The organism is Streptomyces sp. NPDC044719 (assembly GCF_056433405.1).
The window spans coordinates 809686-824415 of record NZ_JBWKHE010000001.1; the positions used below are offsets into that span (position 1 = coordinate 809686).

The 14730-nt window shown below is 71.9% G+C and carries 13 protein-coding genes; 8 read left to right on the plus strand and 5 right to left on the minus strand.

The genetic code is table 11. The features are described 5' to 3' along the window. Positions 1–125: 125 nt before the first annotated feature. On the minus strand, positions 126–2885 hold the full coding sequence (locus AC07DF_RS03860; protein WP_478966623.1) for a DEAD/DEAH box helicase: 2760 nt from the start codon (positions 2883–2885) through the stop codon (positions 126–128). A gap of 481 nt (positions 2886–3366) precedes the next feature. Between AC07DF_RS03860 and AC07DF_RS03865 the strand changes: the two genes are divergently transcribed. Next, entirely contained in the window at positions 3367–4122 is a 756-nt protein-coding gene (locus AC07DF_RS03865; RefSeq protein WP_478966625.1) for a ferritin-like fold-containing protein, read from the plus strand. 189 nt (positions 4123–4311) lie between these two features. Here the strand turns inward: AC07DF_RS03865 and AC07DF_RS03870 are convergent, their stop codons facing one another. The 4 genes from AC07DF_RS03870 to AC07DF_RS03885 all read right to left on the minus strand — a co-directional run bounded on the left by AC07DF_RS03870 (position 4312) and on the right by AC07DF_RS03885 (position 6257). Next, entirely contained in the window at positions 4312–4584 is a 273-nt protein-coding gene (locus AC07DF_RS03870) for a hypothetical protein (RefSeq protein ID WP_478966626.1), read from the minus strand. 237 nt (positions 4585–4821) lie between these two features. Further along, on the minus strand, positions 4822–5049 hold the full coding sequence (locus AC07DF_RS03875) for a DUF3107 domain-containing protein (RefSeq protein WP_189723087.1): 228 nt from the start codon (positions 5047–5049) through the stop codon (positions 4822–4824). 135 nt (positions 5050–5184) lie between these two features. Continuing rightward, entirely contained in the window at positions 5185–5826 is a 642-nt protein-coding gene (locus AC07DF_RS03880; protein WP_478966628.1) for a TetR/AcrR family transcriptional regulator, read from the minus strand. Positions 5827–6032: 206 nt separating this feature from the next. Beyond that, positions 6033–6257: a hypothetical protein gene (locus AC07DF_RS03885; protein ID WP_478966630.1), complete on the minus strand. Its 225-nt coding sequence runs from the start codon at positions 6255–6257 to the stop codon at positions 6033–6035. A gap of 206 nt (positions 6258–6463) precedes the next feature. Here AC07DF_RS03885 and AC07DF_RS03890 point away from each other — a divergent pair, with 206 nt between their 5' ends. The 7 genes from AC07DF_RS03890 to AC07DF_RS03920 all read left to right on the plus strand — a co-directional run bounded on the left by AC07DF_RS03890 (position 6464) and on the right by AC07DF_RS03920 (position 14704). After that, the gene (locus AC07DF_RS03890; protein ID WP_478966632.1) at positions 6464–7495 is read left to right on the plus strand and encodes an alpha/beta fold hydrolase; all 1032 of its coding nucleotides are present in this window, start codon (positions 6464–6466) and stop codon (positions 7493–7495) included. 8 nt (positions 7496–7503) lie between these two features. After that, complete coding sequence (locus AC07DF_RS03895) at positions 7504–8979, plus strand: DUF3152 domain-containing protein (protein ID WP_478966634.1); 1476 nt, start codon at positions 7504–7506, stop codon at positions 8977–8979. A 68-nt stretch (positions 8980–9047) separates the two neighbouring features. Next, positions 9048–9140, plus strand: coding sequence for an Ms4533A family Cys-rich leader peptide (locus AC07DF_RS03900; protein WP_310851085.1), 93 nt, complete (start codon positions 9048–9050; stop codon positions 9138–9140). Positions 9141–9344: 204 nt separating this feature from the next. After that, entirely contained in the window at positions 9345–11063 is a 1719-nt protein-coding gene (locus tag AC07DF_RS03905; protein WP_478966636.1) for an ABC transporter substrate-binding protein, read from the plus strand. Between the two features lie 4 nt (positions 11064–11067). Further along, the gene (locus AC07DF_RS03910; protein ID WP_478966638.1) at positions 11068–12075 is read left to right on the plus strand and encodes an ABC transporter permease; all 1008 of its coding nucleotides are present in this window, start codon (positions 11068–11070) and stop codon (positions 12073–12075) included. After that, positions 12072–13070: an ABC transporter permease gene (locus AC07DF_RS03915; protein ID WP_478966640.1), complete on the plus strand. Its 999-nt coding sequence runs from the start codon at positions 12072–12074 to the stop codon at positions 13068–13070. The genes AC07DF_RS03910 and AC07DF_RS03915 overlap by 4 nt, the downstream gene beginning before the upstream one ends. Further along, on the plus strand, positions 13067–14704 hold the full coding sequence (locus AC07DF_RS03920; protein ID WP_478966642.1) for a dipeptide ABC transporter ATP-binding protein: 1638 nt from the start codon (positions 13067–13069) through the stop codon (positions 14702–14704). The genes AC07DF_RS03915 and AC07DF_RS03920 overlap by 4 nt, the downstream gene beginning before the upstream one ends. Positions 14705–14730: the final 26 nt, after the last annotated feature.

A 14730-nucleotide genomic window follows, 5' to 3' on the forward strand; every position in this document is an offset into this window, starting at 1 on the left:
AGGGTAGCGGGTGAGGTGCGCTCTACGGCGGGTGGCTTGCGTGCGCTCTCCGGCGGTGGCTTGCGCCCGCGGGAACGCCGACGGCCCGGCCCCACCTGGGTGGGACCGGGCCGTCGGGCGGAGTGTCAGCCCTCCGTGGGCTCCGCGGTGGCCGTGGCCTTGCGGGTGCGGCGGGCCTTGGGCTTCGCCTCGGCCCCGTCCTCGGCGGCGGCCGTGGCGGCAGCGGCCGTCTTCCGCGTGCGGCGCGGCTTGGCGGCCTCCGGCTCCTGCCCGGCCTGGGCCGGGATCTCGGAGGGCTCGGTGACCTTGCGGGTGCGGCGGCGCGGCTTGGCCTCCGTGCCCTCGGCGGTGTCGACTGCGGCCTCGGCCGCTGCGGCGGTCTTCCGCGTCCGTCGCGGCTTGGCCTCGGCGGCTTCGGCATCCGGAGCCGCGGTGGCCGTCTTCCGCGTGCGGCGCGGCTTCGCCTCGGTCGCCTCGACCGTGTCGACGCTTGCCTCGGCCTTGGGGGCGGCCTTGCGGGCACGACGCGGCTTGGCCTCGGCGGCTTCGGGCTCCTGGGCCGTCTGGGCCGGGATGCCGGCGGCGACGGTCTCGGTTGCCTCGACCGTCTCGGCGGCCTTGCGGGTGCGGCGGCGCGGCTTGGCCTCCGCGCCCTCCGCGGTGTCGACGGCTGCCTCGGCCGCTGCCGCGGTCTTGCGGGTACGGCGGGGCTTGGTCTCCGCGGCTTCGGCCGTGCCGGCGGGAGCCTCGGCCGCTGCCGCGGTCTTGCGGGTACGGCGGGGCTTGACCTCTGCGGCCTCGGCCACACCGACGGCTGCCTCGGTCGCTGCCGCGGTCTTGCGAGTGCGGCGGGGCTTGGTCTCCGCGGCTTCGGCCGTGTCGACGGCGGCTTCCGCCGCAGCCGTCACCTTGCGCGTCCGCTTCGGCTTCGCCTCGGCGGCCTCGGCCGTGTCCACGGCGGCTTCCGCCGCTGCCGCGGTCTTCCGCGTGCGGCGCGGCTTGGGCTCCGTTGCCTCGGCCTGCTCGGCGGGGGCCTCGGCCTTCGCGGCCGCCTTGCGGGTACGCCGCGGCTTCGTCTCCGCGGCCTCCGCGACGGACTCGTTGGTCCCCTCGGCCGTGTCGACCGCCGACTCGGCCGCTGCCGCCGCCGTGCTCTTGCGGGTGCGGCGGCGCGGCTTGGTGGCGGAAGCCTCGGGCTGCGCGGTCACCGGGGCGTCATCCGCGACGGCCGCGGACTCCGTGGCCGACGGCGTCACCGCGGCCTCGGTCTCCGCCACCGGCGTCTCCACCGGGGTCTCCGACCGGCGCGTACGGCGCCGGCGCGGCTTCGCCGCCTCGGGCGTCTCCGCGCTCGTGCCCTCCGCCGTCGCCACGGCGTTCTCCGCCTGCTCGGACGGGGCGGACTCGACGGCCGTGACCGGCGCCGACTCGGCCGGAGCGCCACCGCGGGTGCGGCGACGACGACGCGGGGTGCGCGGAGCCGTGACGGCGTCCGCCTCGGCGGTGCCGGAGGCAGCTGTGGTCTCCGGTGCGGTGGTGCCGGCGGACTCCGGCGCCCCGCCCAGTGCCGCTCCGCCGCGTGTGCGGCGGCGGCGTCGCGGTGTGCGCTCGGAACGCTCGCGCTCGGCCGGCCGGGACTCGTCCCGCCCGCCGCGGCCGTTCCGGGCGCCGCGCCCGCGCGGCGCCCTGCCGCCCGGCTCGCCCAGGTCCTCCAGCTCCTCCGCGTCCAGCCCGGCGCGCGTGCGCTCCGAGCGCGGCAGGACGCCCTTCGTGCCCTCGGGGATGCCGAGGTCGGAGAAGAGGTGCGGGGACGTGGAGTACGTCTCCGGCGGGTCGTTGAAGCCCAGCTCCAGCGCCTTGTTGATCAGCTGCCAGCGCGGGATGTCATCCCAGTCGACGAGCGTGATCGCCGTACCCTTCGCCCCCGCGCGGCCCGTACGGCCGATGCGGTGCAGGTACGTCTTCTCCTCTTCCGGCGACTGGTAGTTGATGACGTGGGTCACGCCCTCGACGTCGATACCGCGGGCGGCGACGTCGGTGCAGACGAGCACGTCCACCTTGCCGTTGCGGAAGGCGCGCAGGGCCTGCTCGCGGGCGCCCTGGCCGAGGTCGCCGTGGACCGCGCCGGAGGCGAAGCCGCGCTGCTTGAGCTGGTCGGCGAGATCCGCCGCCGTCCGCTTCGTCCGGCAGAAGACCATCGCAAGACCGCGGCCGTCGGCCTGCAGGATGCGCGCGACCATCTCCGGCTTGTCCATGTTGTGCGCGCGGTAGATGAACTGCTTGGTGTTCGCGACCGTCGCGCCCTCGTCGTCCGGCGTCGTGGCACGGATGTGCGTGGGCTGCGACATGTAGCGGCGGGCCAGGCCGATGACCGCGCCCGGCATGGTGGCCGAGAACAGCATCGTCTGGCGCCGGACCGGCAGCATGTTGATGATCTTCTCGACGTCGGGCAGGAAGCCCAGGTCGAGCATCTCGTCGGCCTCGTCGAGAACCAGGCACTTGACGTGCTTCAGGTTCAGCTTCTTCTGCCCGGCGAGGTCGAGCAGCCGGCCCGGGGTGCCGATGACCACGTCGACGCCCTTCTTCAGGGCCTCGACCTGGGGCTCGTAGGCCCGGCCGCCGTAGATCGCCGTCACGCGCACGTTACGGGCCTTGCCGGCCGTCAGGAGGTCGTTGGTCACCTGCTGGCACAGCTCGCGCGTGGGGACGACGACGAGCGCCTGCGGGGTGTCGGTGAGGTCCTCGGGCTTGGCGCGTCCGGCCTCGACATCGGCGGGGACGGTGACGCGCTCGAGGAGCGGGAGGCCGAAGCCCAGCGTCTTGCCGGTGCCGGTCTTGGCCTGGCCGATGACGTCCGTGCCCGAAAGGGCCACGGGCAGCGTCATCTCCTGGATGGGGAAGGGGGTGGTGATGCCGACGGCCTCAAGGGCCTCGGCGGTCTCGGGGAGGATTCCGAGCTCTCGGAACGTCGTAGTCAGGGTGCTGCCTCTTCTGTGTGGGGCGGTGCGAGGCGAGCGCGGGGGTCGTGTACGGACCGTGCCGGGGACGTCGGCGGCCTTGCGGCGGTGCCGTTGGGCACGGGACCACTGTCGACGCTCTAGCGCTCGTACCGCTGAGGGTGTCCCTCCGGGCTCCGTACGCACAGTGCCGTACGGACGCGGAGGTCTGTCGGGTCGGAGCCGATCGGGCCACCGACCGGGCATCCTCATACGTGCGGCCTGTCGAGGTACGTCGAAGTACCAGCAGGCGCATTACCACCATACCCCGGAATCCCGCACATGCGATGGCCGATTTGGTCACGTAGCCGTTGTCACAGTGAATGACCAGGGCCTTACGCCTCCCGGCGGGCGAGCTATTGTGCGCTTCATGACGAGCTCTGACAAGCCTGAGACCGCCTCGGACGCCACTGCCACCCCGGCCGAGCACACCGGAGTCGCCGCCCGGGACTGGGCGACGGCCTCCGCCGACCCGCAGTACCGCGCCGCTGTCGTGGATCTGCTCGGCGCGCTCGCGTACGGGGAACTGGCGGCGTTCGAGCGGCTCGCGGAGGACGCCAAGCTGGCACCGACGCTGGCGGACAAGGCGGAGCTGGCGAAGATGGCGTCGGCCGAGTTCCACCACTTCGAGAGGCTGCGCGACCGGCTCGCCGAGATCGGGGAGGAGCCGACGCGGGCGATGGAGCCGTTCGTCGCCGCCTACGACGGGTTCCACAAGCAGACGGCTCCCTCGGACTGGCTGGAGGGACTCGTCAAGGCCTACGTGGGCGACTCCATCGCCAGCGACTTCTACCGGGAGGTCGCCGCCCGTCTGGACTCCGACTCCCGCGACCTCGTGCTGGCCGTGCTCGACGACACAGGCCACGGCGGTTTCGCCGTGGAGAAGGTGCGCGCCGCCATCGACGCCGATGCGCGCGTGGGCGGACGGCTCGCGCTGTGGGCGCGGCGGCTGATGGGAGAGGCCCTGTCGCAGTCCCAGCGGGTTGTCGCCGACCGGGATGCCCTGTCGACCATGCTGGTGGGCGGTGTCGCGGACGGCTTCGACCTGGCCGAGGTCGGCAAGATGTTCTCCCGGATCACCGAGGCCCACACCAAGCGGATGGCCGCGCTGGGGCTGGCCGCGTAGCCGTTTCGCCAGGGGGTGCGGCCGCACCGCGGTGTCGGCATGGTGCGGAAGGCGCTTCCGCGCGGCTCTCGGCATGAGCGCGGTGTGCGCTTCCGCGGGCAGTGGGGAGGCTGCGGGCCGCCGGTGGCTGGTCGCGCAGTTCCCCGCGCCCCTTCAGGGCGTTGTCCGTGCCCCTGAGGGCTGCTCCGGCTACGCCGTGGCTGATCGTCGGCGCAGGTGGCGTCCCGTCGGGCGCAGCAGCAGCGACAGCGAGGCCACCGAGACGATCACCGCGCCGAGCAGGACCAGCAGCAGATGCCCGGCCTCCAGCGCGCTGTGCATGACGAATGCCCCGAAGACGGCTCCGGCGACTCCGGTCGACAGGACCAGCGGGCGGGCCGGGAGCCGGTGCGACAGGCGCTGGGTGGCCGCCCAGGCCAGAGCCAGGCCGAGGATCGCGGAGCTCAACGCTTCCAGGAGCATGTCGGGGTCCCTCCCACATGGCCGGCCTGCCCAAATCGGTCGTAGCCCGTCTTACCCGTGACCTGCGGAATCCAATCCCATTCTGTGCGCGCTCTGTGCTCCATCCGTGGAGGAACCCAGGTGCCGCACGGGGGCCGCTCCGGGACCGTCCCGGAACCGCTCCGGAGCCGCTCGGGGGAGGAGACGCGAGCGGGGCGGGACGGCCGTTGGCCGTCCCGCCCCGCTCCACTCACGCGCCTACAGCGCGCCGAAGCCCACCTTGCGCGGGGCCGGCTCGCCGATCTCGACGTACGCGAGACGGTCGGCCGGGACCAGGATCTTGCGGCCGTGTTCGTCCACGAGGCTCAGCAGCTGCGACTTTCCGGCCAGTGCCTCGGCCACAACCCGCTCGACCTCCTCGGGACTCTGACCGCTCTCCAGAACGATCTCGCGGGGCGCGTGCTGCACGCCGATCTTGACCTCCACGGCTATGTCCCTCCGACGGTCAGTGATGTGCGCGACCTTCCGCGCCGTACGCAGCACACATTAGCCCGGCGAGGGGACCTTCAGTCCCCGCCCGAGAACGCCACGAGCGAACATCGGGCGGGAACAAAGCGCCCGTCAGTGGTGCTCGCTGCCGTGCAGCGGGAAGCCCGCGATGCCGCGCCACGCCAGCGAGGTCAGCAGCTGCACCGCCTGGTCGCGGGGCACGCTGCGGTCGCTGTGCAGCCAGGACCGCGCGACGACCTGAGCGAGGCCGCCCAGGCCCGAGGCGAGGAGCATCGACTCCGCTCGCGACAGGCCGGTGTCCTCGGCGATGACGTCGCAGATCGCTTCCGCGCACTCGTTGGTGACCTTGTCGACGCGCTCGCGCACGGCGGGTTCGTTCGTCAGGTCAGACTCGAAGACCAGGCGGAAGGCGCCGCCGTCGTCCTCGACGTACGCGAAGTACGCGTCCATCGTCGCCCGGACGCGCTGCTTGTTGTCCGTCGTCGAGGCGAGCGCGTGGCGCACGGCCTGGATGAGCGACTCGCAGTGCTGGTCGAGCAGTGCGAGATAGAGGTCGAGCTTGCCCGGGAAGTGCTGGTAGAGCACCGGCTTGCTGACGCCCGCGCGCTCGGCGATGTCGTCCATCGCCGCCGCGTGATAGCCCTGGGCCACGAAGACCTCCTGGGCGGCTCCCAGGAGCTGGTTGCGTCGGGCACGGCGTGGCAGGCGTGTGCCCCGCGGGCGAACCGCCTCTGTCTGCTCGATGGCTGTCACGCCGCCTCCCATAGTCGTCCACGTGCGGATCTGGCCGCGTCGCCATCGTACTTTTCGGTAACCGTGGTGTGCGCGGTGAGAGCGCAGAATTTCACGGACCGGACGGTCGCGAAAGCGGTTGCGAAGGTTTCAAACAGGGGCAGAGCGGGCATAATGCAGCCTCTTTCCTGTTCAATAACGCTGCTTGCCGCCCCCGGTGGGGAACGTCACCGGTAGTCGTCCTCGTCGAGTGAGACGATCCGGGCTTGCTCCACCAGGTCGGCCTCGTTGGCGCGGTCCGGCTCGACGCCGGTCAGCGGGTCGTCGCGGTCCGGCGCGAGGTCCGCGTGCTGCTCGGCCGCGTCGACCTCGGGGGCCTCGACGTCGTACTCCTGCGCCTCCGGCGCTTCCTCGGCCTCGAACGTCTCGGGGTCGGTGGGGTCTACGGCCATGCTGGGCTCCCTTCCTACGAACGTCCCTGAGGATGCAGGGGCCACACGCGGGTGCCCTCTGTACGAGCCTAGGAGACACCCGATCCGGACGCTATGCGATCCGCGTCCGGAGCGTGACGCGGTGCGCACCCCCTGAACTGCTCTTGTCCGATTCTTGTGACGGCGAACACATGAGCCACTGCGTGATCGTCTCGTAACATTGCCGCATGTCTTCGACCGAGCTGCCGTTCGTGCCGCCCGCCAATGTGCTGCCGAAGGTGGGGGGCGTCAGGGTCGCGGAGGGCGAGCGGCTGAGGTCGGTCGAGCTGCCCGGGGTCACGCTGACGGTGCGTTCCCGACCACCCGCGCGCGAGGGGCTGCCTCCCGCGCTCTATGTCCACGGACTCGGCGGTTCCTCGCAGAACTGGTCGGCGCTGATGCCGCTGCTGGAGGAGGTGGTCGACAGCGAGGCCGTCGACCTGCCGGGCTTCGGCGACTCCCCGCCGCCGGACGACGGCAACTACTCCGTCACGGCGCACGCGCGCGCGGTCATCCGTTACCTCGACGCCTCCGGCCGTGGTCCCGTGCACCTGTTCGGGAACTCGCTCGGTGGCGCCATCACCACCCGTGTCGCCGCGGTACGGCCCGATCTCGTCCGTACGCTCACGCTCGTGTCGCCTGCCCTGCCGGAAATCCGCGTGCAGCGCTCCGCCGTGCCCACGGGGCTGCTGGCGGTGCCCGGTGTCGCCCTGCTCTTCACCCGTCTCACCCGCGCCTGGACGGCGGAGCAGCGGGTACGCGGCGTGATGGCGCTGTGTTACGGGGACCCGGGGCGGGTGACGCCGGAAGGTTTCCGCAACGCCGTGCAGGAGATGGAACGGCGGCTGCGGCTGCCGTACTTCTGGGACGCGATGGCGCGGTCCGCGCGCGGGATCGTCAACGCCTACACGCTGGGCGGCCAGCAGGGGCTGTGGCGCCAGGCCGAGCGCGTTCTCGCGCCGACCCTCCTCGTCTACGGTGGCCGTGACCAACTGGTCGGCTTCCGCATGGCCCAGAAGGCGGCCCGGGCCTTTCGCGACTCGCGGCTGGTGACGTTGCCGGACGCGGGGCACGTGGCCATGATGGAGTACCCGGAGACGGTTGCTCTGGCGTTTCGTGAACTCCTCGCCGATTCCGGAGAGTTGGGCACGCGACGTGCGGAGCGGGCCCGGGGCGACGCCGTCGACAGAGAACGCACCGACGAGAGCATGGGGGGCTGAGGCGCGACGTGGGACGCCACAGCCGCCGCGGGGCCGTCGCCAAGGGCGACACCGCGGACGCGACCGCAGTACGGGACGACCGGGCCGGATCGCAGGGAGAGAGACCAGGGCAGGGCCAGGTGCCCGACCCGAGCCGGGGTGGCCGGACGGCACCGCCCGGCGCCGGACAGGGCGGCTGGCCGCCACCGGGCGCGGGCCCACGCCGTGCGCCGGGGCCGCGGCCCGCACCGGGGTCCGGGCCCGTGCCGGGGTCCGGCACGCCGCCGTACGGGATGCCGCGCCTGCCGGACGGATGGCGTCCGGACGGTGTCCCGGGACGCGACGTTCCGCGGCTGCCCGACGGCACCCCCGCGCACGGCTTCCCCCATGCCCGGGGCGGCCACCCCGAGCAGCGGGAGCCCGGCGGCGGCTGGGGTGAGTTGAGGGAGAGCGGCCGGGGCGCCGCTCCCATACCGCGACAGCGGCGGGCGTCCGTGCCGGGGCCTCGGCAGGAGTACGTCGACGCCTTCGGCGAAGGGGACGACGTCTTCGCGCCCCGTACGGCCGCCTCGGCGCACGCGGCGGACGCCTACGCCTCCGTCACGGACTGGAACGCGGGCACTCCGGCCGACACCCCCTTCGGCGACCGCGACGACGACCTCGACGACGCGGAGCCCACCGGCGCGCCCGCCCCGGTCAAGGGCGGCAAGGGCCGTACCTTCACCGGCATCGCGGCCGCCGCCGTCACCACCGTGCTGGCCGTCGTCGTCGCCGGCCAGGTCGCCGACGACCAGGGCGGTGCCGGCGTGCAGTCGCAGTCCGCCACCGACCAGGCCCGTGACGCCCGGGACCCCGCGCCCCACGGGGGCAGGCAGACACCCGCCCCGGAATCCGACGCGAAGCCGCTCACGTACGACGAGAAGATGGCCAGGACGTACCCGCTCGGCGCCAAGTTCAAGGGCTCGGGCAGGTTCGACGCCGTCCCCGGAATCGCGAAGGCGCCCGGTACAGGGCAGAAGCACACCTACCGCGTGGACGTCGAGCAGGGGCTCGGGCTGGACGGCGAGCTCTTCGCCGAGGCCGTGCAGAAGACGCTCAACGACCAGCGCAGCTGGGCCCACAACGGAGCGCACACCTTCGAGCGCGTCTACTCCGGCAATCCCGACTTCGTGATCACACTCGCCAGCCCCGGCACGACCGCCGACTGGTGTGCCAAGTCCGGCCTCGACACCACCGTGGACAACGTCTCCTGCGACTCGGCCGCGACCGAACGCGTGATGATCAACGCCTACCGGTGGGCGCAGGGTTCGCCGACGTACGGCGACGAGATCCACGCCTACCGGCAGATGCTGATCAACCACGAGGTCGGGCACCGCCTCGGCTACAACCATGTCACCTGCGACAAGGACGGCGAACTCGCCCCGGTCATGCAGCAGCAGACCAAGTTCCTCGACCATGACGGCATCCGCTGCCGTCCCAACCCCTGGGCCTACCCGGGGAATTGACGGGTGTCACAGGGGCGGGCCCGCATCGCGCGTTGACATGCGCAGAAAAGTCGTACATATTTCTGCGCATGTCGCCCCGTCCCGCCTCCGTTCGCGCCGCCATCGAGCTGGCGCTCATCGGCGTGACCCCGCTCTGCGTGGCCGACATTCACTGTTGCTGACGCCCGCCCGAGGCGCGCGTCGCGAAAACCCATGCTCTCCGTGATCCGGTCACGGCTTTCTTCGGTCACGGCTGTTCCGACCACGGTCATTCCGACCACGGTTTCTTCGACGACCCGGCGCCGGGCAGACGTCTGTTCCCTTTCGTCTCACGCCTTGTCATCTCGTCTCGCGATCCGAGACATCATCGAGAGGTCGTCATTCCGATGCGCCAACCGTCCGTCACAGCGCGCCGCGTGGCCGCGGCATCCGTCAGCCTGGTCCTGGCAGCGGGTGCCGCCGCCTGCGGGCCGAAGGACAACGATGCCAAGGGCGCCGGCGGTGACTCCACGCCCCACAAGGGCGGCACCCTCACGGTCCTGAACGCCACCCCCCAGGAGGACTTCGACCCGGCACGCCTGTACACCTCCGGCGGCGGCAACGTCCCGTCCCTGGTCTTCCGTACGCTCACCACCCGCAACCGCGAGGGCGGCGCCGCCGGCACCGAGGTCGTCCCCGACCTCGCCACTGACACCGGGCGCCCCAGCAAGGACGCGACGGTGTGGACGTACACCTTGAAGAAGGGCCTGAAGTACGAGGACGGCACCCCGATCACCTCGGCCGACATCAAGTACGGCATCGAGCGCTCCTTCGCCCCCGAGCTGTCGGGCGGCGCCCCCTACCTGCGGGACTGGCTGGTCGGGGCCGCTGACTACCAGGGCCCGTACAAGGACAAGAAGGGCCTCGACGCGATCGAGACGCCGGACGAGCGGACCATCGTCTTCCGCCTGAACAAGCCCGAGGGCGAGTTCCCGTACCTCGCAACGCAGACGCAGTTCACGCCCGTCCCGAAGACCAAGGACACGGGCACGAAGTACGAGGAGCACCCGGTCTCGTCCGGGCCGTACAAGGTCGTGCGGAACGAGAACGACGGTGAGCGGCTGACCCTGGAGCGCAATACGCACTGGTCCGCCTCGACCGACGCCGAACGCAAGGCCTACCCGGACAAGATCGACGTACGGTCCGGGCTCGACTCGTCCGTGATCAACCAGCGGCTGTCCGCGTCCCAGGGAGCGGACGCCGCCGCGGTCACCACGGACACCAATCTCGGCCCGGCCGAGCTGGCCAAGGTCACCGGCGACAAGGAGCTCGCCGCCCGCGTCGGCACCGGGCACTTCGGCTACACCAACTACATCGCGTTCAACCCGGCCATCAAGCCGTTCGACGACGTCAAGGTGCGGCAGGCGATCTCGTACGCCCTCGACCGGTCGTCCGTGGTGAACGCCGCCGGCGGTTCGGCGCTCGCCGAGCCCGCGACCACCTTCCTGCCCGACCAGAAGTCCTTCGGGTACACGCCGTACGACCTGTTCCCGGCGGGAAAGAGCGGCAACCCGCAGAAGGCCAGGGAGCTGCTGAAGGAGGCCGGTCATCCGAGCGGGCTCACCGTCACGCTGACGCACTCCAACGCCAAGGACTTCGAGACCAGCCCGGAGATCGCGACCGCGATCCAGGACGCGCTCAAGAAGGCCGGCATCACGGTCGAGCTGCAGGGACTGGAGGAGAACGACTACTCCGACAAGATCCACAACGTGAAGACCGAGCCTGGCTTCTTCCTCGCCCACTGGGGTGCCGACTGGCCCTCCGGCGGTCCGTTCCTCGCCCCGATCTTCGACGGCCGGCAGATCGTCAAGGACGGCGCGAACTTCAACACGGGCCTGCTGAACGACAAGTCGGTCAATGCCGAGATTGACGCGATCAACAAGTTGACGGATCTTGACCAGGCCGCCAAGAGGTGGGGCGCGCTGGACAAGAAGATCGGCGAGAAGGCCCTGACCGTCCCGCTGTTCCACCCCGTCTACAAGCGCCTGTACGGCAAGGACGTCAAGAACATCGTGATCAGTGACTGGACCGGTGTGCTGGACATCTCCCAGGTCGCGGTGAAGTAGCGCCGTGAGTGAGGCAGTTCTCGCCATCGGGGCTCCCGGAGTGTCCGCTCCGGGGGCCTCGGGGGCCCGTCAGTTCTGGCGGCGGCTGCGCACGCGGCGCGCCGCCCTCGTCGCGGCGGCCGTCGTCGCCCTGCTCGTCCTGATCGCGCTCGCCGCGCCCCTGCTCACGGCACTGGAGGGCCAGGACCCGACCACCTACCACCCCTCCCTGGTGGACTCCGCGCGCGGAGGCGTGCCCATCGGGCCGCTCGGCGGCATCAGCGGTGACCACTGGCTCGGCGTCGAACCACAGACCGGACGCGACCTGTTCGCCCGGCTGACCTACGGCGCGCGCGTCTCGCTGGGCGTCGCGCTGGCGGCCACGGTGGTGCAGGTGCTGCTCGGTGTCGTGCTGGGCGTCATCGCGGGGCTCGGCAACCGCTGGGTGGACCTCGCCGTCACCCGGATCGCCGACATCTTCGTGTCCATGCCCCTGATGGTCATCGCGCTGGCCCTGCTCGCCATCGTGCCCACGAGCTTCCCGCGTCCCGTCCTGGTCGCCCTCGTCGTGGGGCTGGTCTCCGGCTGGGGCACGCTGGCCAAGATGGTGCGCGCGCAGACGCTCACCCTCAAGCAGCTCGACTACGTCTCCGCGGCACGGCTCAGCGGCTGGGGCACCGCGCGGATCGCACGCCGCGAACTGCTGCCGGGCCTCGCGGCGCCCGTCATCACGTACTCGGCGCTGCTCATCCCGCAGAACATCACCGTCGAGGCGGCACTGTCCTTCCTCGGCGTGGGCGTGAAGCCGCCGACGCCGTCCTGGGGGCAGATGCTCACCGCGGCCGACGTCTGGTACCAGGCGGCACCGCAGTACCTGCTGCTGCCCGCGGGCGCGCTGTTCGTGACCGTGCTGGCCCTGACCGTCCTCGGCGACGGTGTGCGCACCGCCCTCGACCCGCGCGCGGCCTCACGGCTGCGCATCGGAACGGGGCGGAAGCGGGAGGCCAAGGCGGCCGAGGGAGGTACGGCATGAGCGGCTTCGGCGGCTTCGCGCTGCGCCGCCTGCTCGGCGCCCTGGTCACCCTCTTCGCCATCTCCGTGATCATCTACGTCGTCTTCTACGCCACACCCGGCAACGTCGCACAGATCACCTGCGGCCCGCGCTGCTCACCGGAACAGGTCCACCAGGTCGCCCAGCAGCTGAGGCTCGACGACCCGCTGTACGTGCGGTACTGGCATTTCCTGTCGGGCCTCGTCGCAGGCCAGGACTTCTCGACCGGTACGTCCGTGCAGCACTGCCCGGCGCCCTGCCTCGGCCTGTCGTACCAGAGCGACCAGCCGGTCACGGACCTGATCCTGGCGAAGCTGCCGGTCACCGGCTCGCTCGCGCTCGGGGCCATGGTGCTGTGGCTGGTCATCGGCATCGGCACCGGCGTGCTGTCGGTGTGGCGGCGCGGCCGGCTCACGGAGCGGCTGCTGACCGGCCTCACGCTGGTCGGCACGGCCACGCCCGTCTTCGTCATCGGCCTGGTCCTGATGATCGTCGTCTGCGGACAGCTGCAACTGCTGCCGTTCCCGCAGTACGTCGCCTTCACCGACGACCCCGAGCAGTGGGCCTGGAACCTGCTGCTGCCCTGGCTGTCCCTCGCGCTGATCGAGTCGGCCACCTACGCCCGGCTGACCCGGGCCGCGATGCTGGAGACCCTCGCCGAGGACCATGTACGGACCTTCCGCGCGTACGGCATCGGGGAGCGGGCCATCATCGGGCGGCACGCGCTGCGCGGCGCGGTGGCACCGCTCATCGCCGTGAACGCCAACAACCTCGGGGTGCTCTTCGGCGGCGCCGTCCTCACCGAGACGCTCTTCGGACTGCCCGGCATCGGACAGGCGCTGGTGGGCGCGGTGAAGGTCGTCGACCTGCCGGTGGTCGTCGGCATGGTCCTGGTGACCGGCTTCTTCGTGGTCCTGGCCAACGCCGTCGCGGACGTGCTGTACGCGGTGGCCGACCGACGGGTGGTGCTGACATGAGCCTGGTCGACGTGAGGGATCTGCGCGTGGACTTCGGCGAGCTGCGTGCCGTCGACGGACTCTCCTTCCGCCTGGAACAGGGCGCCGCCCTGGCCCTGGTCGGTGAGTCCGGCTCCGGCAAGTCGACCGTGGCGTCCGCCCTGCTGGGCCTGCACCGCGGCACGGGAGCGCGGGTCGGGGGCTCGGTCGAGGTGGCCGGCACCGACGTACAGCGGGCCTCGGACGAGGAGTTGCGGCGGCTGCGCGGCGGTCGGGCCGCGATGGTGTTCCAGGATCCGCTGTCCTCCCTCGACCCGTACTACGCGATCGGTGACCAGATCGCCGAGGTGTACCGCGCCCACGCGCGCGTGTCCCGGCGGGCGGCACGCGCGCGTGCCGTCGACGTCCTGGACCGGGTGGGCATCCCGGACGCGGCCCGGCGGTCGCGTTCCCGGCCGCACGAGTTCAGCGGCGGGATGCGCCAGCGCGCCCTGATCGCCATGGCGCTCGCGTGCGAGCCCAGCCTGCTGATCGCCGACGAGCCGACGACCGCCCTCGACGTCACCGTCCAGGCCCAGGTCCTCGACCTGCTGCACACGCTGCGCGAGGAGACCGGCATGGGCCTGCTGCTCGTCACCCACGACGTGGGCGTCGCCGCCGAGAGCGTCGACGAGGTGCTGGTGATGCGGCACGGGCGGGCGGTCGAGCACGGCCCGGTGTCGGGCGTACTGGGCGCGCCGGCCCAGCCGTACACCCGGGACCTGCTGGCCGCGGTGCCACGGCTGGACGCGCCCCGGAAGGCCTCCCCGGCGCCCGCGGAGGCCGGGAAGGCCGAGGAGGCCGGGAAGGTCGAGGAGGCCGAGGAGGCCGTGCTGGAGGCGAGCGGCCTCAGGCGCGTGTTCGGGCGCGGGAAGCGGGCGTTCACGGCCGTGGACGATGTGTCGCTGCCCCTGCGGCGCGGTGAGACGCTCGGCGTCGTGGGCGAGAGCGGCAGCGGGAAGACGACCCTGGGGCGCATGCTCGTCGGGCTGCTGGAGCCGACGGCCGGATCGCTGAGGTTCGAGGGCCGCGCGCACACCGGGGTGAACCCGGCCGTGCAGATGGTCTTCCAGGACCCCGTCTCCTCCCTCAACCCCCGCCGCAGCGTGGGCGAGTCCATCGCTGATCCGCTCCGTGCGCGCGGCGAGTCCGAGGAGGGGCGCATCCGGGAGCGCGTATCGGAACTGCTGGAGCGCGTGGGGCTCGAAGCGGCGCACCACGACCGCTACCCGCACGAGTTCAGCGGCGGTCAGCGCCAGCGCATCGGGATCGCGCGGGCGCTCGCGGCCGACCCGCGCGTCATCGTCTGCGACGAGCCGGTCTCGGCCCTCGACGTCACCACCCAGGCGCATGTGGTCGAGCTGCTGGGGGAGTTGCGGCGCGAACTCGGGCTCGCGCTGGTCTTCATCGCGCACGACCTGGCCGTCGTACGCCAGGTCAGCGACCGGGTCGCGGTGATGCGAAAGGGCGGGATCGTCGAGGAAGGGCCCATCGCCGAGGTGTACGGGTCGCCGCAAGAGCCCTACACCAGGCAGCTGCTGGCCGCCGTACCGGCGATCGACCCGGAGGCCGCCGCGCGACGCCGGGCGGAGCGACGGGAGTTGGCCGCGGTATGACGATCCGTGTCCGCTTGATCTCCTAG

Coding starts and splice junctions, on each gene's coding strand:
- AC07DF_RS03915 (WP_478966640.1), top strand. CDS start 12,072: ATGAGCGGCTTCGGCGGCTTCGCGCTGCGCCGCCTGCTCGGCGCCCTG.
- AC07DF_RS03865 (WP_478966625.1), top strand. CDS start 3,367: ATGACGAGCTCTGACAAGCCTGAGACCGCCTCGGACGCCACTGCCACC.
- AC07DF_RS03905 (WP_478966636.1), top strand. CDS start 9,345: ATGCGCCAACCGTCCGTCACAGCGCGCCGCGTGGCCGCGGCATCCGTC.
- AC07DF_RS03870 (WP_478966626.1), bottom strand. CDS start 4,584: ATGCTCCTGGAAGCGTTGAGCTCCGCGATCCTCGGCCTGGCTCTGGCC.
- AC07DF_RS03890 (WP_478966632.1), top strand. CDS start 6,464: ATGTCTTCGACCGAGCTGCCGTTCGTGCCGCCCGCCAATGTGCTGCCG.
- AC07DF_RS03900 (WP_310851085.1), top strand. CDS start 9,048: ATGTCGCCCCGTCCCGCCTCCGTTCGCGCCGCCATCGAGCTGGCGCTC.
- AC07DF_RS03860 (WP_478966623.1), bottom strand. CDS start 2,885: ATGACGCTGCCCGTGGCCCTTTCGGGCACGGACGTCATCGGCCAGGCC.
- AC07DF_RS03920 (WP_478966642.1), top strand. CDS start 13,067: ATGAGCCTGGTCGACGTGAGGGATCTGCGCGTGGACTTCGGCGAGCTG.
- AC07DF_RS03885 (WP_478966630.1), bottom strand. CDS start 6,257: ATGGCCGTAGACCCCACCGACCCCGAGACGTTCGAGGCCGAGGAAGCG.